17 protein-coding genes are annotated in these 23668 nt (G+C 63.5%); 7 read left to right on the plus strand and 10 right to left on the minus strand.

Features of this window, described 5'->3' with window-relative positions:
* Positions 1–195 precede the first annotated feature (195 nt).
* Both J2S96_RS01850 and J2S96_RS01855 read left to right on the plus strand, forming a co-directional pair.
* The gene (locus tag J2S96_RS01850) at positions 196–1467 is read left to right on the plus strand and encodes an ROK family transcriptional regulator (RefSeq protein WP_306859309.1); all 1272 of its coding nucleotides are present in this window, start codon (positions 196–198) and stop codon (positions 1465–1467) included.
* Positions 1468–1652: 185 nt separating this feature from the next.
* Positions 1653–2675, plus strand: coding sequence for a helix-turn-helix domain-containing protein (locus tag J2S96_RS01855; protein ID WP_306859311.1), 1023 nt, complete (start codon positions 1653–1655; stop codon positions 2673–2675).
* 165 nt (positions 2676–2840) lie between these two features.
* Here J2S96_RS01855 and J2S96_RS01860 read toward each other — a convergent pair whose 3' ends face one another.
* Entirely contained in the window at positions 2841–4943 is a 2103-nt protein-coding gene (locus J2S96_RS01860; protein WP_306859313.1) for a fibronectin type III domain-containing protein, read from the minus strand.
* A 109-nt stretch (positions 4944–5052) separates the two neighbouring features.
* On the opposite strand from J2S96_RS01860, the gene J2S96_RS01865 reads away from it, so the two are divergent.
* A complete protein-coding gene (locus J2S96_RS01865) occupies positions 5053–5226 on the plus strand; it encodes a hypothetical protein (protein ID WP_306859315.1) in 174 nt (57 codons plus the stop codon).
* Positions 5227–5699: 473 nt separating this feature from the next.
* Here J2S96_RS01865 and J2S96_RS01870 read toward each other — a convergent pair whose 3' ends face one another.
* From J2S96_RS01870 to J2S96_RS01910, 9 genes are all read right to left on the minus strand, one after another.
* Entirely contained in the window at positions 5700–8834 is a 3135-nt protein-coding gene (locus tag J2S96_RS01870; RefSeq protein ID WP_306859317.1) for a PAS domain S-box protein, read from the minus strand.
* Between the two features lie 159 nt (positions 8835–8993).
* Positions 8994–10472, minus strand: a complete 1479-nt coding sequence (locus J2S96_RS01875; protein WP_306859319.1) for a glycosyltransferase 87 family protein — start codon at positions 10470–10472, stop codon at positions 8994–8996.
* 167 nt (positions 10473–10639) lie between these two features.
* Entirely contained in the window at positions 10640–11377 is a 738-nt protein-coding gene (locus tag J2S96_RS01880) for an SAM-dependent methyltransferase (RefSeq protein WP_306859321.1), read from the minus strand.
* Entirely contained in the window at positions 11377–12072 is a 696-nt protein-coding gene (locus J2S96_RS01885) for a TIGR04282 family arsenosugar biosynthesis glycosyltransferase (RefSeq protein WP_306859323.1), read from the minus strand. Before J2S96_RS01885 ends, J2S96_RS01880 begins: the two co-directional genes overlap by 1 nt.
* On the minus strand, positions 12069–12923 hold the full coding sequence (locus tag J2S96_RS01890; RefSeq protein ID WP_306859325.1) for a glycosyltransferase family 2 protein: 855 nt from the start codon (positions 12921–12923) through the stop codon (positions 12069–12071). The genes J2S96_RS01885 and J2S96_RS01890 overlap by 4 nt, the downstream gene beginning before the upstream one ends.
* A 146-nt stretch (positions 12924–13069) precedes the next feature.
* Complete coding sequence (locus J2S96_RS01895) at positions 13070–14137, minus strand: NAD-dependent epimerase/dehydratase family protein (RefSeq protein ID WP_306859327.1); 1068 nt, start codon at positions 14135–14137, stop codon at positions 13070–13072.
* The gene (locus tag J2S96_RS01900; protein WP_306859329.1) at positions 14134–15066 is read right to left on the minus strand and encodes an MTAP family purine nucleoside phosphorylase; all 933 of its coding nucleotides are present in this window, start codon (positions 15064–15066) and stop codon (positions 14134–14136) included. The genes J2S96_RS01895 and J2S96_RS01900 overlap by 4 nt, the downstream gene beginning before the upstream one ends.
* 180 nt (positions 15067–15246) lie before the next feature.
* Positions 15247–16767, minus strand: coding sequence for a PucR family transcriptional regulator (locus tag J2S96_RS01905; RefSeq protein WP_306859331.1), 1521 nt, complete (start codon positions 16765–16767; stop codon positions 15247–15249).
* 62 nt (positions 16768–16829) lie between these two features.
* Positions 16830–17921, minus strand: coding sequence for a DUF917 domain-containing protein (locus J2S96_RS01910; RefSeq protein ID WP_306859333.1), 1092 nt, complete (start codon positions 17919–17921; stop codon positions 16830–16832).
* A gap of 184 nt (positions 17922–18105) precedes the next feature.
* On the opposite strand from J2S96_RS01910, the gene J2S96_RS01915 reads away from it, so the two are divergent.
* From J2S96_RS01915 to J2S96_RS01930, 4 genes are read left to right on the plus strand one after another with little or no spacing between them, the layout of a single operon-like run.
* Complete coding sequence (locus tag J2S96_RS01915; protein ID WP_306859335.1) at positions 18106–19461, plus strand: purine-cytosine permease family protein; 1356 nt, start codon at positions 18106–18108, stop codon at positions 19459–19461.
* Positions 19458–21005, plus strand: coding sequence for a hydantoinase/oxoprolinase family protein (locus J2S96_RS01920; protein WP_306859337.1), 1548 nt, complete (start codon positions 19458–19460; stop codon positions 21003–21005). Before J2S96_RS01915 ends, J2S96_RS01920 begins: the two co-directional genes overlap by 4 nt.
* 44 nt (positions 21006–21049) lie before the next feature.
* Positions 21050–22153 (plus strand): DUF917 domain-containing protein, encoded by a 1104-nt coding sequence (locus J2S96_RS01925; RefSeq protein ID WP_306859339.1) that lies wholly within the window; start codon positions 21050–21052, stop codon positions 22151–22153.
* Entirely contained in the window at positions 22150–23343 is a 1194-nt protein-coding gene (locus J2S96_RS01930; RefSeq protein ID WP_306859341.1) for a dipeptidase, read from the plus strand. The genes J2S96_RS01925 and J2S96_RS01930 overlap by 4 nt, the downstream gene beginning before the upstream one ends.
* Positions 23344–23668: the final 325 nt, after the last annotated feature.

Consider the following 23668-nt stretch of genomic DNA (forward strand, 5'->3'; position numbering starts at 1 on the left):
GGAGATCGAATCCGCACCGAAGTTGCACTTTTTGATGCTGTGGTGATCGACGAGTGGACGGGAGCAAGGGGGCGCCTCGACACTGAGTGGAGATGAGATCCCCTCGGGGTCCTGGTGAGCGTGACGTCAACGGCTCGCGCTCACCATTCACCTCTTGCGAACCCCGAGACTTTTGAACCCCCGAAACGGAGAGATATGGACAACGGAGGCGCCGGCGAACTCTTGCGTATCCTGCGGGACGGACGCCCGCGAACCAGGGCCGACTTGGCCCGGATATCGGGCTTGGGGCGTGCCGCCATCAGTTCCCGCCTTGAGGTATTGCTCGAGAGCGGGCTAGTCGTACCGGTGTCGGATGCGGCTTCCACTGGAGGCCGCCCCTCGGCTCGACTGGCATTCAACCCCGGCACAAGGCTGACCGCCGCCGCCGACGTCGGCGCTACGCACGCGACCGTTGCGCTCACGGACCTGTCGGGGAGGATTCTCCTGGAAACCACCGAAGGAATTGAAATCTCTCGTGGACCGGAAGCTGTTCTGGACTGGCTAGTGATGACCCTGCAGAGCCATTTGAAAACGATGAAGCGTCCGGCAACGGACATCATCGCTGTCGGCATCGGGCTGCCTGGTCCGGTCGAACACTCGACCGGAAAGCCGACAAGCCCTCCGATCATGCCGGGATGGGACGGATTCGATGTCCCCGCTTACATTCAGCAGACCTTTGACGTCCCCGTACTCGTCGACAACGATGTCAACATCATGGCCCTAGGCGAGCGGGCTACTCGCTGGCCCAATGAGGACAACATGATCTTCGTCAAAGTCGCCACAGGCATCGGCTCTGGCGTCATTAGCGGGGGAATATTGCAGCGAGGTGCGACAGGAGTCGCGGGAGACATCGGTCATATTGCCGTTTCCAACGCGGCAGGAGTTCAATGTCGCTGTGGTCAAACTGCATGTCTGGAAGCCATCGCAGGCGCTCCGGCGGTCGCCGCCCGGCTCCGGGAAAGCGGACTCGAAGCAACCACCGCGAGCGACGTCGTTTCGCTCGTCCGGTCCGGCGATCTGGCTGCTATTCAAGCCGTCCGGCAGGCTGGACGCGATATCGGTGAAATGCTCAACATGTGCGTGAGCCTCATGAACCCTTCCCTCATTGTGGTCGGCGGATCCCTATCCCAATCCGGGGAACATCTGATCGCCGGAATCCGTGAGACTGTCTACGCACGCTCAACCCCGTTGGCGACCCAACACCTGATTATCACCCAATCCGAAACCGGCGCGGAGGCTGGAGTCGTAGGAGCCAGCATCTTGGCCATCGAACACGCCCTCGCCCCTCATCGAGTCAATGATTTCGCGATTAGGATGCATCCCAGCGGACAGCAAAACACGGATCTGGAGAACCTGGACCAGATCTTCGTATCATCCCAGCCGCTCCAGGACGTCGTGGACGGTCAGTTGCACCACGCATTTCCTTGACCAAGTCGCCAAACAAAGGTGCCGCACTAAAGCCATCGACACACGAATCGCCGACGTACACAGGTAAAATCGACTTATACAGCTGAGGTCCTTTCTTGCCAGTTGTGAGCCACCTCAACCGCTCACCCAGACGTCTTGGCCGCCCAGGATCGCCCGAAAGGTTCAGCTGCTGAAAAGGAGGACGCATGCCTCAATTTGCCTCCGAGAGCAGCGGTCATCTGCGACGATATACGGTGCCGGAGGGCCTCAATCCCGCGGAAAGGTTCGAACACTGGCGAACCTGGTACGGTAGTGCCGTCGAAACACCGATGCGGTTGGAAAAATCGGCACACGCTTCGCCTGTGCTTTTCACTCCTTCGGCCATTAGTCTTGCCGGGCCAGGTTTCAGCCTCATAGAAATATGGAATGCCCCCGCGTTGGGCTCGTGGGCGCCGAATCCCGATACAAGGGATATTCGCCTGGCCTACTTCAGGAAGGCGCCGACCCTGACCGTCGCCCTCAACGGCGAGCCTGAGCCAGTATCGCCCGGCTCCGTCAGGTTCGTTGATACCTCGGTAGGCGGCAGTTTTAATGCGCCCGAAGGTTTTCACGCCGTGCAGATCAACATTGATCGCAGCAGCCTCGATATGAGTGAGACCGCCTTAGGCTCCCTCATTCGCCTGCCTGACCTCGCGAAACATCCCATTGTGGGCACTTTTGTGGTTCCCGCCCTGTTGAGCTGGAAGCGGCCGGGAATCGACCGCGAGGCATTGGGAACTGCAGACATCCTCAGATCCGTGACGGCGACCCTGGTGGGCTCCCTGCTCGATGTGCCGGTCGAGGATGAGGCGCAAAAACCGGCACTGAGCCGCGCGGTGAAGAAATTCCTTGATGCCAGCTACGCCAACCCCGATCTGGATGTGGCTATGGTCGCCGAAAGGTTCAATCTCTCCCGTCGTTCCCTGTTCTACTTTTTCGAGAATGAAGAATTCCACTTGGGCGAGCGCATACGCGCCTTGAGAACGCGCAAAGCGCTGGAGCTTCTCCTTCAGGCCGACACCCAAGGGATCACCTACTCGGAAATTGCTGTGGCGTGCGGATTCACGAACGTCCAGAGCATGCGCCGTGCAGTGAAAGAGTTTACCGGGATGAATGTGAGGGAGATCCACCGGTCCGAGACCGGAGTACGTGTTGCGCTGCAACAGCTGCGGGAGTCGCTGATGCCCTAGCGCCTGACCGGGAGATCGAGCCGGCGGTGACGCTGTTCCAATGTGTGCATCGTTTGGCCCAGGACTGATCACTTCGTGCAGTTGTCCGGCCAACTGAACCTTGGGGATTTCCAAGTCACTAAGACAAATCCTGCGGGCCTCTGGATTCGGAAGAGCCGCGCGGGGTCACCCGTTGGTGAGCGTGACGTCGTCGAGGTACATCCACGTGTCGTCGGCAGGGTTGGAACCGTCGAGGTGGACGTTGAACCAGAGCGTGATCGTCTGGCCTTTGTAGGCGCTCAGGTCGGCACTGAACTGGGTCCAGGCGCCGGAATTGCTGCTGAGTTTGAACAGGCTGGCCAGGACCGTGCCGCTGGAGTTGCGGACTTGCGCTTCCATCCAGTCGTATCGGCAGGTGGTGCCGTTGCACGTGTCGTCGTTCGTATGGGGTTGGTACCAGAGCGACAACGTGGTGGTTCCGGTGGCAGGAATCGTGATGGCCTGGGCCAGGCTGCTGTCGCCCAGGGGCTCGGCACCGGATGCCAGGCCCAGCAGCGCAGAACCGGTGCCGGTGTGGGCAATCGTGGAGGCCACGGGTGCTTTGACGCCGCCGGTGGTCCAGGAGCTCAGCCCGGATTCGAAGCCGCCGTTGGCGATCGTCGAGCTGGGCGGCGGTGGTGCGGCGGCGGGCGTGACCGGTGCCGAGGCCGCGGATGCCGGGGAGGTGCCGATGGCGTTGGTGGCGGTGACGGTGAAGGTGTACGCGGTGCCGTTCGTGAGCCCGGTGATGTTCGCCGTGGTCGCGGGCGGGTTCCCGGTCACGGTGACGGGCGCGAGCGTCGTGGTGCCGGTGTGCGGGGTCACGGCGTAGGAGGTGATCGCCGAGCCGCCGTTGGCAGGGGCGGTCCAGGACACGGTCGCGGAGGCGTTGCCGGCCGTCGCGCTGACCCCGGTCGGGGCGGCGGGCGCGGTCGGGGTGGTCTGGCTGTTGGTGAGGGTGACGTCGTCGAGGTACATCCAGGTGTCGTCCGCGGGGCTGGAGCCGTCGAGGTGGACGTTGAACCAGAGCACGATGCTCTGTCCGGCGTATGCGGACAGGTTCGCGCTGAGCTGGGTCCAGGTGCCGTTGTTGTTGCAGAGCTTGAACACGCCGGCAAGGGTGGTGCCGGTGGTGGATCGGACCTGGGCTTCCATCCAGTCGTACCGGCAGGTGGTGCCGGTGCAGGTGTCATCGGCGGTGTGCGGCTGGTACCAGAAGGACAGCGTGGAGGTCCCGGTGGCGGGCACGGTGATGGTCTGGGACAGGCTGCTGTCGCCCAGGGGCTCGGCACCGGATGCCAGGCCCAGCAACGCCGAACCGGTGCCGGTGTGGGCAATCGTGGAGGCCACGGGTGCTTTGACGCCGCCGGTGGTCCAGGAGCTCAGCCCGGACTCGAAGCCGCCGTTGCTCACGCCGGGAACCGGCGCCGAAGGGGTGACCGGAGCCGAAGCCGCGGACGCCGGGGACGTCCCGACGGCGTTACTCGCCGTGACCGTGAACGTATAGGCCGTGCCGTTGCTCAGCCCGGTGACGGTCGCCGTGGTCGAGGGCGGATTTCCGGAAACCGTCACCGGAGCCAAAGCCGTGCCACCGGAAGACGGCGTCACGGTATACGAAGTAAGCGGAGAACCGCCGTTGGCCGGCGCCGTCCACGACACCACCGCGGAAGCGTTCCCCGCCGTCGCCGTCACCCCGGTCGGAGCCGCAGGCACCGTGGGCGCCGTAGCGGGATTCACGGTGATCGTCAGGGCCGGGGTGAGAGCGCTGGGGCTGACCCCGTTGGTCGCGGTGACCGCGAACGTTGCCGTGCCGGCCGTCGTGGGAGTGCCGGAGAGGACGCCGGTGGTGGTGTTCAGGCCCAGCCCGGGAGGCAGGGTACCGGAGGAGATCGAGAAGGTCGGGGCCGGGGTTCCGGACGCGGCGAAGGTGTAGGCGTAGGCGGTCCCGGCTGTGGCGGTGGCCGGGGGCGACGCGGCGGTGAACACCGGAGCCGCCGGAGTTGCTCCGGCCGCTACAGTCTTCAGGACAATGTCATCGGCGATCATGTCGCCGTCCTGCATCACGTGTTCTGCTCCCAGCTGGAAGACATTCATCGAAGTATTTGAACCGAGGTCGACGAACCCGGTCGTGCTGTTGGAGCGGTCAAAGAGTTTTGTACTGTCCTGCCATACTTGGGCTTGGCTTTGGGCACCATTGATCACGAGGTGAATTTTCAGGGCAAACTTTTGGCCCACGGCTATGTGCCCCACGCCTATGATGGTGAAGCCTGAGCCGGTAGGCCATCTCACGAACAGGCTGCCCGTTCCGTTTTGACGTGATACGTCAAACAGGCGGGTGCTGCCGCTAAAGAAGCGCAAAGTGGGTACGTTGCTGTTCGAGGCGCTGCCTTCGCGCGTGATGTCAAACCAGCCGCTAGCCCAAACTTCGCTGGCCGAAGACGGCAAATTCTTCACTACGTTGGCCTCGGAGCCGCTATTCCCAGTGACACTTATTTTTGCAGCGCAGGCGGGGGAGTTGGAAATAGCCGACTGAACGGTGGCGGTGGCGTCGCCCAACTGGGTGACTGTCGTCCATTGGCTGAAATCATTGCTTTCAAAATTGTCGGCCAGGACGACTGTGCCGGGGTCAGTATTCGTGGGAGCAGGGGCGGTGGGGTTGCAGGGGGACGTAATGGCTTGAACGCTGACCGCCGAGCCGAAGCTCATACAGATCACCAAGGCGGCTGTTGCAAGCGCGGCTGCCAAGGCCGGGCGTCGCCGTCTTCCAGCAGAATTTCCTTTATGCCCCGTAGTCTCCATGGGTAGTGTCCCTTATGAGGTCATGCGCCCGTTATTGCCGCGTGACCGAAGTCTGTCCCTTTCTCCCGGAGCCTAAAGGCCGGCCACCGCACGGGACAACACTCGGTGATACTTGTCTTTTCGGCAGGGCTACTCGATTCCCGGGCCCGGAGAAGCTTCCATCGGGGCCCACCGGCGCAGCGGGGCTCCTCGTCGGCGACAGAACCTTCATGGCCGCACGGACAAGGCGCTCCCCAGCGCCGCATCGACGCGCGCCAGCTCGGCGCGGAGCCGGACCAAGACCTCCTGGGCCGCCCGACCATCCAGCCGACCCTCGGTTTGCCGTCCGAGCTGCTCCAGTTCCTTGCACAGTTCCGCGGCGCCGGCGGCTCCGATGTTGGCGGCGGAGCCCCTCAGTTTGTGCGCCTCCTGCACCAGGGCCTCCCGGTCACCGCCGCCGAGGGCCGCTTCAAGAGCCGCGAGACCGGAGGGGACACCATGCCGGAAGGACTCGGCTGCTGCAGGCAAAAGGCCCGCCCCGTCCGCCGGTCCCAGGCCGCGCAATGTTGCAAGCCGGCCCCGGTCCAGCACCGGCGGCTCGTTGCCCGTCGGCGTGGTCGGGCGCACCCACCGAGCGAGGGCTGTGTCGAGGAGGGCGATGTCGACCGGTTTGGTGAGGTAGTCATCCATGCCCGCCGCCAAGCAACGCTCCCGGTCTTCGTCCAGCGCGCCTGCGGTCATGGCGATGATGGGCAGCCGCACGCCAGGCGATTCCCGGATTCTGATTGCCTTGGTCGCTTCGAACCCGTCCATGACAGGCATATGACAGTCCATGAGCACGGCCGCATAGGCGATGGCGGCCGTGGCGGAGACCGCTTGGGCGCCATCAGCCACAACGTCGGCCCGGTAGCCGAGACTGGTGACCATTTCCCGGGCGACGAGCTGGTTCACTTCATTGTCTTCCACCACCAGGACTCGGCCACGGGAAGGCATCTGAGGTCGGGTGGCCTTGATCGGTGCCCCCGACTGACGGGCCGTGCCGGGGCCGGCCAGTAGGCGCATGAGCCGATCGTAGAATTCCGAACCGCGGACGGGTTTGGTAAGCCATTCGCCGATGCCTGCCGCGGCCAGATCGGCCTTGCTTACCTGGGAGGTGGAGGTCAGCATCATCAACCGCAGACCCGCCAGCCCCGGGTCCGCGTTCAGCTCACGCGCCAGTTCCAGTCCGTCCATGTCCGGCATGCACATGTCGAGCACGGCAATCTCGTACGGTTGTCCGGCCGCGGCCGCGGCCCGGGACCGTTCCAAGGCCGTGCGCGCGTCGGCCACAGCCTCCGGGGAAAGCCCCCAGGAGTTCAGCTGCGATTCGAGCACCAGCCGGTTGGTCGCATTGTCATCCACCACCAGTACTCGCCGCCCGGCAAGTAGACCGTCGACAGCAGGCTCCGGAACGTCCCCGGGGAAACCCGCCACCTCGAGGGGAAGCTCGAACCAGAACGTGCTGCCCTTCCCCGCAGCGCTCGACAGGCCTATCGTCCCGCCCATGGCTTCGGTCAGGCGCCGACAGATCGCCAGGCCCAGCCCGGTGCCGCCGTACCGGCGCGTAGTTGAAGCATCAGCTTGGGCGAAGGAATCGAACAAGCGCGCATGGTCCGCTGCATCGATGCCGATCCCCGTATCACGGACCTCGAAACGCACCACCACTGTGCCCTCGTCCTGCCCGGCGACGCTCACCCGGAGGGAGACCTCGCCTGAGGCGGTGAACTTCACCGCGTTCGAGGCCAGATTCAACAGGATCTGCCTGATCCTTCCGGCATCACCGGCCAGTTGCGCCGGAACATCGGGCCGGCAATACGCGACAAGCTCCAGATCCTTGCCCTGTGCTGTTTCGGCCACAAGTCCGGCAACCTCTTCGACCAGGAGGCGCGGATCAAACGGGGCGACGTCGAGCTCGACTTTTCCCGCCTCCAGCTCCGAGAAATCCAGGATGTCATTGATCAAGCCCAGCAGGGCGCCGGCCGCGCCCTGAACGCCTTGGGCGTAACTGCGTTGCACCTCGTCCAGCGGCGTGTCCAGCAACAGCGCCGTCAGACCGATCACACCGTTCATCGGCGTGCGGATCTCGTGGCTCATTGTCGCCAGGAACTCCGATTTCAACCGGCTTGATTCCAATGCCGCTTCGCGGGCTGCCAGCAGTTCCGCTTCAGTGGCCCGCCGGGCGGTGATGTCGCGCCCGATCTTCGCGATCCCGCGAATCCCGTTTTCGCCGTTGATGGGGGACACGGTCAAGGACACCGGCACCACCGATCCGTCTTTGCGCACTCGCTCCGTTTCTAAGCTGCGGGGCGCCCCGCCCTTCATGACCGCGGCCAGCAGTGCTTCCTCGGTGTCGCGGAGCCGATCCGGGATGATGAACTGTGCGTCCCGGCCGATGGCCTCGGCTGCGGGATATCCATAGAGCCGTTCAGCACCGGGGTTCCAGCTGGTGATCACGCCCCCAGGGCTCACGCCAACGATCGCGTCCGAGGAGGAATTGACTATCGCTGCCAGACCCTCCACTTCCTCAAGCGCCTCCCGCGCCCGGTCCTGGGCGCGGCGGCGGGCGGTGACATCACGGAAACTCCAGACCCTCCCGACGATCTCGTCCCCGACCCGTTGGGGCCTGGAGTACCGTTCAAAAACCCGCCCGTCCCGGAAATCCAACATGTCCAGGCTCTCCGCTGCGGGATCTGCATACAGTTCCCGCACCTTGTCCAGGAACGCGTCCGGATCGACCAGCTGGTCCAGGACGAATGCGATTAGCTTCCCGTCGTCGCGCGATTCCCTGAGTTCCGCAGGAATGCCCCATAGAAGGGCGAACCGCTCGTTTGACCCGGCAATTCGGCCATCGGCACCGACAACCAGAATGCCGTCAGCCGTCGATTCCAAGGTGGCGCTGAGCAAAGAAAGTGCATCACGGAGTTCCCCTTCGATGCGTCGGCGTTCACTCACATCCCGCAAGGACGCGATGATTTCCGTGTTGGACCCGGCGCCCAGGGGCGCGAAGCTGATCTCGATGGGGAACTCGGTGCCGTCGCGGTGACGGCCGAACACTTTCATGTCCGTCCCTGCCCGGCGCGTCCGCGGATCGATGGTTAACCGTTCGCGGATCGCCTCGTGGTGGCCAGCGAACCGTTTCGGAAGCAGCACCTCATAATGGCTGCCCAGCAGTTGGCTACGTGGATAACCGAAAAGCCGTTCGGTCTGAGCATTGACGAAGGCAATATTGCCGTCCTTGCCGATCACCAGCAAAGCATCGGGCACAGCCTCCAGCAGCTCCCGGTAAGAACCGTCACGATCCGCCGGCGACACTTCGTTTGCCATTTCAGCCCCCAGTACTACATGGACGATAAAACGCCCACACCGTGTACGCCTAGGGTAGTCCGGCACGGCCCACCCTAGGGACAGATTAGCGGTGCACGGGCTTGGACGCCGCAAATGGCAGCGCATCTTCACGAACAGGAGCGACGCCGCAGCGGCTGCCTACTCCCGGCGCAGGCGCCCTGCCTGCCCTCTTCCAGGCGTCGGCCGTCGTCTGATCGCCGTGGTGATCACGAGGAGCGCAGCGACGGCACCGAGTCCCAGCCGCGCCGCCAGTTGGCCGTAGGATCCGGCACCGGTGAAGTACATCATGGCGAGCACAGGGGCGATGGCGGCGAACTCGTAGCGACGGCTCAGCACGACGAACGGCAGGAGAAGCAGCGCGTACCAGGGGTAGCTGGGCGAGACGATCAGCAGGGTCCCGCCGACCATGAAGACCTGTCCGTCCCAAGGCTCTGTGGAGTCGGTGGTCCGCCACACGTAGATGGCCAGCCCCAGTAGCAGCACCAGTGCCGCCGGGCCCGCCCAGCTGGCCGGGAGGACCAGCTTCAATAGCGTGAAGCGCGGGCTGTTCTGCCCGTCGTACCCCTCGGAGCGAAGATATTCGGGCAGATAGCCCAGTACCGCCCATCCACTTGCCAGGACGTACGGGACGTATGCCAGGGCAAACGTGGCGATGGCTGCGGCGGCGAAGCGGACCGGGCGCCGGTAAAGGAGGGCGGGGGCGCTGATGGCCGGGATGAGTTTGGTGGCCACCGCTGCCCCGAAGGCGATACCCGAACCCAAGACGCTCCCGCGCATCAGCAGCAGTGCGGCGGCCAGGGCCAGTGCCGCGGCCAGCGCGTCAACGTGCGCACCGTTGATGGCTTCAAAGCCCACGAGCGGTGACCACGCCCACCATACTGCCTGGTGTGCGGGTCTCCCCGTGCGGCGCAGGTACAGCAGCAGGGCCTGTGTTATGGCTAGGCTGAGCAGCAGCCCGGCCAACTGGAAGGCAATGAACCCCACCTCGGAACCGGGTACGAGCCGAACCGCAAGGAAATACAGCTGCGCCCCGGCGGGGTAGACGGTGGGCACGGCGGGCCTGTTGATGGCCGTGCACAGCGGGCCGCCGCCGGGGATGTTCGTGGTGATTTCCGTTCCGGTCGGGAACGGGTTGGTGTTGCAGGTTCCGTCCCGCCCGGCGTCTTGGAACAGCCACGCTGGCCGCAGGGGCCGCAGGGCATCGTCCGCCGGAACGTGGGCATAGGGGGAAATTCCGGCTTTCTGGACGATGCCGTCCCACGCATAGCGGGCGGAATCATTGCTGGTGGCGGGCGGTGCCGAGACGGCCGTGAAGCCCAGCAGCAAGGCGCCCAGAAGCACGACGGCGGTCGCGTACCGGGGCGGGATCCGGCGTGCGGCCAACACGGCCGGGAAAAAGATGGCCCAGGCCGCCAGCGTGCCAACGGGGGACACCCATTCCGCGGACGGATCGGCGGTGACGGTCCACCAGATGGTCCCGGCCAGCAATGCCACCAGGGCCAGTGCCGCCACGGTGGCTGCGGTTCCGGCGTTCCTGGGCCCGTTCTCCGCAGCGCTGTTTCCTGCCGGGCCCCGCGCCTGGGTTCCAGGCACATGGCGCGGTGATGATTCGCTCACCCTTTGATCCTGCACCCGGCCCTGGTTAGTGGGCCATGGAACCAGCGGACCGTTCGCCTTTCGTAAGATCCGAGTCAACGGCACCGTCCTGCAGGCTTGATTGCTGGCCTCGCTCTGTTCTCGTTTGTTCCGACGGTGGAGCGGCCGGCGGTGGCCGGAGTAGGACTCTACTTCCGCCGTTCCAGCGTCAGGAATACCAGGCCCTGGACCGTCCGGGCGGCAACGGAAGCCAGCCCGGCCCGGGCCGCATGGACGGCGAGTGCTTTCCCGCCCGCGCGGGCCCATGGAAAGGCGGCACTGGCGCGTCCGGCCGAATCCTCCAGGACGGCCAGATAGGCTAAATCGAGGGATTCCCTGGCTTCGGCCTCCGCCAGCACCTGACCACCCGGGGCGATCAGGGAGGCCACCCGTTCCAGTAGTACCGGGATGTTTCCGCCGATGCCGATGTTGCCATCGAGCAACAGGGCCGAACCCCAACCTCCCTCGTGCGGGATCGGGTCAAAGATTGAGCCATGGATTGCCGCGGCGCCGCGCGCGGTGGCCAGCCGCACTGCATGGGCGCTCGAATCGACGCCCATGGCCGCCAGCCCCAGTTCCCGGGCAGCGCCAAGCATCCTGCCGGGGCCGCAGCCCACATCAAGAACGGGCCCGCGGAGGGTGCGCAGCAGCTCGAGTTCGCCGGTAGTGGCCGGGGCGGACCATCCGAGCACGCTGAAGTGGATCGGCCCGACGGATTCGAGCCGGGCAGATTCCGGGCGCAAAATCAGGTGTCCGCGGCCCAGGGACAGGCTGTTTGCGTACGGTTCGTGTCCGCCCTGGCCAAACTGGGCAACCGGGCGGGGGCGGCTGGCAGGGGCGTCGGCTGACAGAAGCGCCTTGTCGATGGAGGCTGTCGGTATGCTCATCACCGTTCCGTCCTGGTCGCCGTGGCATCGGACCGTACGTCAACGGGCATTCCTGCTTCTGGCAGCCTCTTCGCCAGGCTGTCCACGTGGCGGGCAAACGGGGTGCCCCCGCATTCGCGCGCGGCCGCGAGGGCATCGGCAAAGTGGTCTACATCCGTCAAAACCGGGAGTATTCCCACGTCCAGTCCGGCGCTGGCCAGCCGGGCCAATTGGTGCGCCCCGGTGTGCGGGGTGGACATCTTGACGCCGCGGACCAAACCGCCGTCGGGACAGTGGAGGCCCAAGGCCCAGAAGCCGCCGTCCGAGGCGGGGCCGAGCCATGCGGCTCGACGCGGCGCGGGGGAGGACCAGTCCGCCAGCAGCGGAGCCAGCTGATCCCGGCTCAGCTGTGGCGTGTCCATGCCCAGAATCAGCAGCGGGCCGGCGACGCGCGAACAGATGGCCGCCAGCCGTTGGTCCAGTTCGCCCGCACCCTGGCTGACCACTTCAAAGCCCGCAGCGTCGCCGCTCTGCGGCGTCCCGTCGAACACCAGCAAACGCGTGGCCGCAGGGAGGGAGCGCACCGTTTCCAGCGTCTGGCTGAGGCTGGTCTGAGCCAGGGCGGCGGCCTGCGCCGGGGTCAGCGGAGGAATGAGGCGTGTCTTGGCGTGGCCCGGGAAACATTCCTTGGCGATGACGGCGATGGTGAGGTTCATGGCGCGGCTTCCCCTCCCTCGCTCGGAGGTTTGAGGCTCGGAGGCCTGAGCGTAGCCGGGCCGCCAGTCTCCGGCGGGGCCAGCCACCGCGAGGCGGCATTCAATTGCGCACTCATGTCCTTCATGGCCATCAGGGTTCCGCGCACCGTGCCCGTCACCTTGGACTTTCCCAGACGCGGCGCATAGGTGACGGGTACTTCTGCCACGCGCCAGCCGTTGCGGTGTGCCTTGAGGAACATTTCCAGCGGATAGCCGCTGCGTCGGTCGGTGAGGTCCAGCCCCAGAAGCGCACTGCGCCTGGCCAGTCGAAGAGGCCCTAGGTCGGTAATAGGGATTCCCGTCAGCCGGCGCAGCCGCCGGCTCAGGACGATGTTGGCCAGCCGTGCGTGGACCGGCCAGGAACCGCGGACCGGATGCCGGGCACCCAGGACCAAGTCGGCACGCCCGGCGCGCACAAGCTCCAGCATCGGGGCCAGTTCGGCGGGGTCCAGCGAACCGTCGCAATCGCAGAAGCCCACATATTCCGCGGTTGCGGCTAGCAGCCCGGCATGGGCCGCGGCGCCGAAACCGCGCCGGGGTTCCTCGACGACGGCGGCGCCCAGGCTTGCGGCGAGGGCGCCGGACCCATCGCTGGATCCGTTGTCGACGACGATGGCGCGGTATCCGGCTGGCAGGGTCCGTAGTACGTGGGGGAGGGCTGAACGTTCGTTGAGGCAGGGGAACACGACATCGACCAGCGCGGTGCCGTCACTATTGAAGGCGCATGCACCCTCGAAATCGTGGCCGGGTGTACCTGGCGGCCTTGTGGCCGCACTGGAATCATCGTGCGAACCACTTTGCTTTTTCTCCACCCTTTGACCGTAGGTTCCCCGGGCCCTGCGCGGCAGGCGGAAATCCTTACGGAACCCGGACGTTTGTACTCGGCGCCCCCGCGCTAAGGCGCGCGAGATTGGCACCAAGTGCATCCTGGTAGAAGGATGGACGGCGCCGGGCCAGTCTAGGCCGGGTCCCCGCGCAGCGGGGCGGTGGCGAACTCGCGCATTCCGTCCTCGAAACGGTGCCGGGGGGCCCAGCCAAGCTCGGCCCAGGCCCGGGCCGAACTGGCGGTGATGTGCCGGACGTCGCCTAGCCGGAATTCGCCGGTGACCATAGGGGCCGGACCGCCGCCAACCGCGCTCAGCACCTCCGCCATCTGTCCGATGGTCTGGACCTCGGATGCTCCCACGTTGTACGCCCTGAAACTGCCCGGCATGACAACCCTGCCTTCCACCAAAGCCTCAATGGCGCGCAGGTTCGCCTCCGCCACGTCCGCTACGTGGACGAAGCTGCGTCGCTGCCCTCCGTCTTCGAAGACACGCACAGCCTCACCGCGGGCCAGCGCCGAGCGGAAGAGGCTGGCCACGCCCGCGTAGGGGGTATTTTTAGGCATCCGGGGCCCATACACGTTGTGGTATCTCAGGGCGATGGCAGTGCCCCCGGTCGAGCGTGCCCACGCCGAAGCGAGATTTTCCTGGGCAAGCTTGGAGGCAGCATAGACGTTCCGCGGGTCCAACGCGGCGTCCTCGGTGACGAGTGTAGGCAGCAGGAGTTCGCCGGTGGCGGGGTCCCGGGGGTCGAAGATTCCCCGCTCCAGATCCTCCAACCGGCGCGCGTCCGGGCGCACCGGCACTCCGGCTGAGTCCGTGTAGGCACCCTCGCCATAGACCACCATGGAGGAAGCCAGCACCAGCTTGTCCGCCCCGGCCGACGCCATGCCCGCCAGGAGAACCGCCGTGGCCAGGTCGTTCTCGCGGATGTAGTCGGGCGCATCGAAGAAACCCGCTCCGAGGCCGACCTTGGCGCTCTGGTGGACGACGACGTCGATCCCCTTCAGCGATGCGGCCACGGTGACGGCGTCGCCAACATCGCCCACCATCAGGGGCGCCCCCGGACGTCGTGGCGGTGGTCCCGGATGCACGGCTGGATTCAGGGAATCCAGGATCCGGACCTCCCAGCCGCGGGCCAGGGCCGCATCCACGATATGGCTGCCAATGAAACCAGCTCCCCCGGTGACCAGGATCCTCACAGTGCGTTCCGTCCCCTGACTGGGCGGACAGGCTCGGCGGTGCCCATCACGGTGGCGACGGCGTCGGCCGGCATGAGGCTCATCCGCCAGGTGCCGCCGTCGTTCCCCGGCCCCGCTCCGCTCAGCCCCGCGGTCACTGCCCGCACCGCCTCGGACAGTGCAGCCAGGATCCGCGGCTGCGCGGCAGCAAGACGTCCGAGCACAAGCTCAGCCGTCACGGGTTCCGAACCGTCATGCCCCGTGTCGGCGTCCGTAATGAAGGCCAGAACGGCGAAGTGCATGTTCAACTCCGCGGCCAGCATCGGCTCGGGGTACTGGGTCATGCTCACCAGGTGAGCACCGGCCTGTATCAGGGATGCGGACTCCGCCTTGGTGGAAAAGCGCGGACCATTGATGACGGCCACCGTTGCGGTCGCCGGGACGTCTTCGCCCTGCTGCTTCAGGGCGGTGATGAGTGCCGCGCGCAGCGGGGCGCTGTAAGGCTCAGCGGCGGGCAAATGCTGCACCCCGGTGGGCAATGAGCCATCGTAGAAGCTGTCCGCTCGGCCCCAGGTCTTGTCCAGGAGCTGGTCGGGAACTGCAAAAGTGCCGGTTCCGTGGCTGGAGACCAGACCGCCGACGGCCGCGGAGGAGATGACGGCCTCTACGCCCAGGCTCTTGAGGGCCCAGAGGTTTGCCCGGTAATTGATCTGCTGCGGCGGGATGGCGTGCCCCCGGCCGTGTCGGCTCAGAAACGCTACCGCCGGGCCTTCTGCTGCACCGCCGGGGCCGTCCAGTGCGGTCAAGCGCGCGAGGGTGACCGGACTGGAGGGCGCCCCGAACGGTGTCGCGACGTCCAGCGTGTCCAGCACGACGGCTCCGGGCAGCCGGTACAGGCCGGTGCCGCCAATGATTCCGATCCGGGCACGGGGTTCCGGGGGCGTTGCCATGCCCCCATCATGCCAACGGCGGGACCAGCTGTCGCGGGCGGAATCCTTACAAGTCTCGAACGATGAGCTCACACGGGCCTGTTGTCCACGCTGGGGCGCTGGACCGCCGACAGGCACCGGGCCGCCCTCGGCCGCTACAAAAGCGCGGAGCCCTTTCTCTGCTGTCGGCTGGTGATGGGGCTACTCGATGGAAGAAATTTCCAAGATTCTGAGTGCGATGCGCAAGGCAAATTTGGTGTCAGGGTTTTCGAGAGGAGAATCCAGCAGTTCCTCGATCTTTTCGATCCTCTTGACCACCGTGTTTCGATGTACTTCAAGCGCCCGCGCCGTTTCCGTGAGGTTGGACTCACTTTGAAGGTAGGTGGCCAGCGTTTTCCTCAGATAATCGGCGTCCGGTTCGGACAGCCGTTTTAGAAACTTCGTGGCTGGACGAACCAGTGAGGGGTCATGGAGCGTAGTGCGGATCAGTTGTGTGGCGACGGATTCCTGGGCATCAACAATCTGCCGGCGTCCTTTGCTGGAGCTTGCTTGTCGAGCGAATTCTTCAGCCTCGGCGATGCTTCTTGCAAAGCCCTCCGGTCCAAGGCGCGGCCTGGCGACGCCAAAGACGATTCCTGTTTCCGGCGGTGGTCGTAGGGAATCCAGGGCGGCGACGAAGTCCCTGTAGTCGCCCCGGGTCGGTTGGTCCTGCCGGGTTTCCCAGATAAGCCAATGGTCGATGTATTCGGACGAGTCCACTCTGTAGTCATACCTGGCCAAAGCGGCTGGAAGCATTCGTCCGACGTCATGGGCCAGGGATTTCCGGGGGGCACGAACGCTGATGAGGGTGTGCCATCCGTTCAAGTTCCAGCCAACGCTGAGGGCTTGGGAGACGACGTGATCCGGAATGGCTCCGCCTGCGACGGCGAGTTGCGAAACAATCGCTGATCTTGCGGATTGAAACTGCTCGCTCGCGAAGCGTTGACGGCTGAGCCACCGGAGCAACGAAAGCGCCCCTAATTCCATGAGTTCTTTTGCAGCCTCCAGCTCGAAGGACGGGGCGTCGGGTTGGAACTCCGCGAGGATCCAAAGAGCTGGATCGTCGTCCTCCATGAGTGGAGGCGATGGAACTGAAATAAGGCTTGGGGTCTGGTTGGGGTCAAACAGGGCCGAGACCCCGATGCTGCCGAATTCGGGCGGCCGCTCAAGTGCGCCCGCGAGCGGCAGGCCGAGCGAATTGATCACTGCTATCCGCGCGTTGACATACTTCTTGAGTTCAGAAACGACCACCTCCGGGCTTGGCTCCATCTGGTGCACGGCCTGGGTGAAGGCCGTCATGTTGATGGACCGTGCCCAGAGATCCGATCCCATGAACCTGCTGAGGGCTGCGGCCACGGCTACAGTCGCATGGGGCTCGTGGAGCGCAACCACGTTCATTCCCAGCTTTCGGGCGAGTTCCAGGGTGGAAAGGCCGAACTCCGAGAGTGGCTGGAAGTCCTGGGGCGTGGCTGGTATCAGAATCACTACGCCCACGCCCTTTCGCTTCAACTGTGGAAGCAGAATCTCCAAGGCATAGGAGGGAATCCACGAGGATATCCAGATGCCTTCGAGATTGCTGACCTGCACTTCGTCTGGTGGATCGAGGTAGGCCGTAGTGGCAGCGCCGCTGGCGCTGATCTCGTTGGTGCAGATGAACGTGAAGCTCGTAGAGGGGTGTTCCAAGATCGTGGAGCTGTTCAGAAGAATAGGACACCGTAGCAGTTCCCGAAGCGTCAGCCTGGCTCTCATGGCGAGTCTTCAAGGGAAGGAATGGTGTAGCCGTAGCCGGAAATGTCGACCAAGGCCTGCGCAGCAGATTCGCTCCATTCGCCAGGCGCCTCAAAGACAACGATGTCTACCCCGTAACCGGGAAGGATACGCTCGCTGAGCAGGGGAGTGCCGGTATGGCTGTCCAGGAGGCAGATAATCTGGGGGGCCTTGGCGATCAGCCAGCCTTCGTCCATTAGAAGCAGGAATTCGTTTTGCGCCTCAATTCGAAGGTATCTTCCTGCGGCCCGAACGATCATCGTTCCTTTGGCCTGTACACCGGCACCGGAATCACGTGGGGCGGGTTCCCAGTGAACGTCCACAACGCTCCCTCGGCCCACAAAAAGACAGCCCGCCGTGTGGGAACAAAAATGGGATATCGCCTCGGACACGGAGGCGGATATTTCCTTGGAGTGCTGGAACTGCCGTCCAAGCTCCAATCCTCGCCGAAGCGTCCGGCTAATGCCGCCTTCCCGCGCCTGTATCGCGTCCATCGGGTACCCAGCGAACGCCACCCAGCCGCCAAACAAGCCCATGAGAACGCGCAAGGCACGCTCGGCTTCCTCGGCCGTTGATCCTGAAATTTCGACACACCTCCCTGACGTGTCGACCAAAGCACAAGGAGTCATAGAGATGGCGTGCGCGTTGAAAGTTGTCTGATGCAGTCCTGAGAGTCCTCTCCCCATGCCATCCATGTCGACCAGCGGAATGCCCAGGGCCGCGGCCACAAGGATCGGCGCATAGGCATTGATCCCCGCCATTTCGAAGGCACAAACAAGTGCTCGCCGTCCGGGAAATTTCTGGGCAACCGCATCGAAAGCTCTTACGTAAGGCTCTAATCCGCTGGGCTTTTCGCTGAAAGCCAATGCCGACCCCGCCAGGCCAACGGCCACTACGACATCGCCAGGAAGGATTTTACTTGGCGGAAATATGGTCACGCCGCCGCTGTGTTCCAACAGATTCCGAGTCAAAAGCGACATGGCGTGAGTGTCACCGGCCCCTCCCGAACCCAGCATTCTCGCGCCAAACTCCAATGCTTCCAAGTCGCTGGCCGTTAGAAACCAAGACATGGACTGCCTCCTTCGGATGCGTGTGTAGAGGACGGATGTGTTAAGTATGCACATGATGTGGGCTTTTAGTGGTCAGAGTAGCCATTGATAAGGACTGTCGCGGGCCGTACCTTCGTTTCATTCCCTCCTAGCCCTGATTTTTTCGGGTTAGGTACCTCATGTACCTCAAAGCCAAGGAGTACCGATGGCAACAACTGCTGATAAAAAACACGCGGGGGAGGAGGACTACGCCCTGGAGCGTGTTCCTGACCACGCCCGCTATAGCTGGTGGTCGGTGGCCGTTCAAAGGTTCGGCCAGATGTCAGCGCTTTCTCAGTTCCTTCTGGGAGCAGCCCTGGGATTTGGAATGGACTTTCCCACCGCCTTGCTCGCCATCTTCCTTGGATCAGTGATCCTGGAGGTGGTTGCCATCATGACGGGAGTCCTTGGCCAAAAAGAAGGCCTCTCAACTTCGGTTCTTGCTAGATGGACCGGCTTTGGACGCCATGGATCCAGCATCATCGCGCTCGTCATCTCGCTTAGCCTTGTCGGATGGTTCGGCGTCCAAAGCGGCGTGGCCGCCGGAGGGCTCGCCAAGCTGGCGCCCGCTATTCCCGCCTGGGGTTGGGCCCTAGCGGTCGGCGGCGTCGTGACCGCGGTAGTGGTCTACGGCTTCAAGAGCATGGCTTGGACCGCTTACCTTACGATCCCCGCATTCCTCCTGCTCGCCGGTTGGTCGATTGTCTCTGAGCTGCAAAGGCACAACCTCGCCGATCTGGTCAACCAGCCGGCCCCTGGACCGGTCCTAAGCCTGGCGGCGGGGACAACGCTGGTGGCTGGCGGATTCATAGTCGGCATGGTCATCACACCCGATATGACGCGCTTCAACCGCAAACCCTCCGATGTCGTCAAGCAGACGCTGCTCGGCGTCACCCTCGGTGAATTCATGGTGGCCATCGCAGGCGTTCTCCTTGCCCATGCCCTCAAGACCAACGACATCATCGCAATTGTCACTTCCAGCAGCGGGTTCGTCGGCACAATCATCATCGTTGCCGGCACAATCAAGATGAACGACTGGAACTTGTACTCGGCATCCTTGGGCATCGTGAATTTCGTCGAGACAGTATTCAAGAAACGGGTGAGCCGTACGAGCGTCACCGTCTTCATCGGGATCCTCGGCAGCGCGCTCGCCGCTGCGGGGATACTGAACTACTTTGTGGATTTCCTGATCCTGCTCGGAGTCACGTTTCCCCCCATCGCCGGAATCATGGTCGCCGAGTACTACATCGTAAAGAAATGGAGAAGGGTCTTATCCGCATCCGCCCCCGCCCTGCCGGCGACGGAGCCAACGTGGGTAATTGGGACCTTGGTGGTCTGGGCCGCCTCAGTGCTGATCGGAACGTTCCTGCCGTGGGGAGTCGGGTCGCTGAATTCGCTTGGTGCGTCCCTGATTCTCTACGTCATCGCAGGCAAACTCGGCCTGATCAGAGGCACATCCGAAGAGGCGCTCTCGCGCCGCCCGATTGCTGAACAACGCGCACTGCAGGAGGAATACAAGTGAAGATAGGCATCGATGTCGGCGGGACCAACACGGACGCCGTACTCATTGAGGGGAGCGAAGTCCTCGCAGGTGTAAAAAGTCCGACCATGAGTGACGTCGGAGAAGGCATTACCGGGTCCCTGCGCCGCCTACAGAGCGCATACTCCTTTGACCCTGCCGACATTGACGCCGTCATGATCGGCACCACCCATTTCATCAATGCACTTGTCGAAGCTGAGCGGCTGGCATCGACGGCGGCAATCCGGCTCGGACTTCCCGCAACTGGCGGACTGCCACCCTTCGTCGGCTGGCCGGCGCGGATTACCAAGGCGCTGCAGGCGTTGCCCTACATGTGCCACGGCGGTCATGAGTTCGATGGAAGGGAAATCTCTCCGATCGATCCTGACGAGATCCGGAAGGCAGCCGAGGACGCCGTAGCCAAAGGGGCCCGCAGCTTCGCAATCTCGTCCGTCTTTTCTCCAGTCAATTCGGAGTTTGAGCAGCGGGCAGCGGAGATTATCAACGCAGAGTTTCCCGACCTTCCGGTCAGCCTTTCCAACGAAATCGGCAGGGTGGGGCTTCTCGAGCGGGAAAATGCAACCATCATCAATGCTGCCCTTCGTGAGCTCTCTGCAGATGTGTGTTCCTCGCTCGATCAATCCCTGATGGCGCTGAACATTCACGCGCCGCTGTTTCTGAGCCAGAACGACGGCACTCTAATGGATGTCGATTTCGCCCGAAAATACCCCGTGGCCACCTTTGCCTCAGGACCGACAAACTCAATGCGCGGCGCCGCGTACCTCTCGGGCCTCAAAGACTGCATAGTGGTCGACGTTGGCGGAACGACGACGGACGTCGGAGTTCTCCAGTCCGGCTTTCCCCGCGAGGCGGCGACAGAAATCGAAGTGGCGGGAATCAGGACGAACTTCCGGATGCCGGATGTGTTGTCCGTCGGTCTCGGCGGCGGCAGCCGCATCAGGTTCGACAATGGTGTGACCGTCGGGCCGGACAGCGTTGGCTACAGAGTGACGGAGGAGGCGCTCGTCTTCGGGGGCAAAACTCTGACGGCGACGGACATCATGGTCGCAGCGGGTGACGCCGAGATCGGTGACCCCGGCCGCGTCAGCCATCTGGATCCTTCATTGGTGAGGGCGGCCAAAGTCGAAATCCACCGAAGGATCGCGGAGACGGTAGACCGGATGCGCACGAGTTCCGACCTCGTACCGGTAGTCGCAGTCGGCGGCGGCGCGTTCCTGGTGCCGGAACAGATGGCCTGCGCCAGTGACGTTGCCCGTCCGGGGCACTCCGGAGTGGCGAATGCCATCGGCGCCGCCATTGCCCAGGTCGGTGGCGAAGTAGACCGTATCTTTGCAATGCCGGCAGGAAAGCGCGAAGAAGTGCTCGACCAGGCCAGGGAGGAAGCAATCAGCAAAGCCATCGCTGCGGGAGCCAAAGCCAGCACCGTCCAAATCGTGGAGATTGATGAGCTACCCCTGGCCTATCTGCCGGGAAACGCATCCCGGGTACGCGTCAAAGCGGTCGGCGACCTGCCGGCGTCGAAATAGTCCTGCCCGGAACGCTCATTGCAAGAAGTAGAAGGAAGAACAACATGAGTTTCTATCTGTCACTAGACGACGTCCCTGACTTGGCCCGCGGCGCGGCAATACTTGGTACGGGCGGCGGCGGAGATCCGCTCATCGGCCGACTCCTCGTTGAGGAATGCCTCAAAGACGGAAAGAAGATCGAAATCCTCGATCCGACGGAACTTGATGACGATGACTTTGTCATTTCCACGGCCATGATGGGCGCTCCGACTGTCGTCGTCGAGAAAGTCCCCGCCGGCACGGAGGCGGTCTTGTCGCTCCGTGCCTTGGAGAGACACCTCGGAAAAACAGCCGATGCAACCATCCCCATGGAGTGCGGTGGCCTGAATTCCATGATTCCTCTAGTCGTCGCTGCCGAAGCAGGGATCCCTGTGGTGGACGGCGACGGAATGGGGAGAGCCTTCCCGGAGCTTCAAATGGAAACGTTCGGAGTGTATGGGGTGTCCGGATCTCCGCTCGCTGTTTCTGATGAAAATGGGCACACTTGCATCGTCGATACCGGCCAGGACAACCAGAGGATGGAAACTTTCGCCCGTGCGGTCACCATCAAGATGGGGGGTGCGGCATACATCGCCGAGTATCCAATGACCGGAGCGGACGTCAAGCGTACTGCGATCCGCAACACCGTCACACTGGCCCTCAATATCGGCCGGACCTTGCGCCAGGCCAAGGAGAAACATCTTGATCCGCTCGCAGAACTTAGTGCCTTCCTGAAGGACACGATATACGGCCATGGAGCCGTGCTCATGCGGGGAAAGATCGTTGACGTTGAGAGGTTCGTTAGGGACGGTTTCACCCAAGGGTTTGCCACTGTGGAGTCGTTCGATGGTGGCGACGAGATGCGGATCCAGTTCCGGAATGAGAACGTCATCGCACACAGGAATGGTGCGGTGGTTGCCATTGTTCCGGACCTTATTACGATTGTTGATGTTGATCTGGGCATACCCATCACATCGGAGGCGCTCCGGTTCGGACAGCGGGTGGCCGTCTACGGCATTTCGACTCCTGCCATCATGCGGACTCCGGAAGCGCTGCAAGTCTTTGGCCCCGAGGCTTTCGGACTGCTGGAGCCATGGGTTGCCTTGGAGGAATTGAGCGCCGCCCGATGACATCCTTTCGGACCCGTTCCGCGCCGGCCGACACCATGGTGTTTGACGGCCATAACGACTTGCCTTGGGCTCTGCGGCAGAAATTCGACTCCCGCGTCGAGGAGGTCGACTTGCTGCAGCACCAGCCCGAGCTACACACAGACATTCCGCGACTCCGGAAAGGCCGGGTCGGCGCGCAATTCTGGTCGGTCTTCGTCCCCTCCAACATGCTGCCGGCCGAGGCCGTTGTGGCGACACTCGAACAGATCGACTGCGTGCAACGTATCGTCTCCAAGTATCCGGAGACGTTCAGCCTGGTGGACTCTGCCGCCGGCGTAAGAACCGCCGCCGCAGAGGGAAAGATTGCGTCGCTGATGGGCATAGAAGGAGGGCATTCCATTGACGCGTCGCTTGGCGTGCTTCGGATGATGAGACGTGTCGGCGTCCGCTACATGACCCTCACACACAACGACAACACGCCATGGGCGCGTTCGGCGACGGGCGAACAGGTTGACTATGGGCTCACTGATTTCGGCAGAAGCGTTGTCGGCGAAATGAACCGTCTCGGGCTGATAGTGGATCTATCCCACGTAGCCGAGCAGACGATGCATGACGCGCTGGATACGAGCGTTGCTCCTGTAATTTTCTCCCATTCATCGTGCCGCAGCGTCACTGATCACGTCCGAAACGTGCCGGATGCCGTGCTTGAGAGAGTGCCTGGAAACAACGGCGTGCTCATGCTTACCTTCGTTCCCGCCTTCATCTCAGAGGCCTGCGCCGACTACGCGCGGCATTCTGATGAAGTCCGGGAGAGACTCGGCCTTAGGACAGGTTTTCATGCAGGCCAGGTGGAAGAGGACAGCGCGGCCGCTGCAGAATTTGCCCGGTGGACATCGCAGAACGAGGCTCCGCAGGCGACGATCGCCGACATCGTCAGGCACCTGGAACATGCACGCGAAGTAGTAGGACCCCAGCATCTCGGCGTCGGAGGGGACTTCGACGGGATAGAAGAACTGCCCCGCGGAATTTCCGGGGTATCGAGCTACCCGGCTGTGTTTGACGCGCTAGCCGAACGGGGCTGGTCTCCTGCTGATCTGCGCAGCCTCGCTTTCGGCAATATCCTCCGGGTGCTGGAAGACACGGAGGCGGCCGCGAATCAAGATCCGATGGTCCCGTCCCGGCAGCACGCAGAAGTCGCGCACGGACGCTGATGTCTGGCCTAAAGGCGGACAAAAACAGCGGGTAAGCGCCCCACAGCGGGCCCGTTCTGGATAGTTGCCGCCATCTGGACGCAACATCGAATTGCCCACGCAGGAATATCGGACCGCAAGGCTCATTACCCACGATCCCGCTGCCGCCGGAGCCGAGACCTCGTGATTTCCTCGTTCGAGGCGTCCGTTTCAGGACCGGATGCCCCCGGCGCGGATCAGGTCGGCGATCGTACGTTCCGTTGTCGTCGGCAGGCCGTCCGCCATCGTCACATCTGATTCGTGCCCGCAGGGGAACTAAATCGGTACTGCGTACATAAACACGAGG

The sequence above is a fragment of the Arthrobacter bambusae genome (genome assembly GCF_030812595.1).
GTDB lineage: Bacteria > Actinomycetota > Actinomycetes > Actinomycetales > Micrococcaceae > Arthrobacter > Arthrobacter bambusae_B.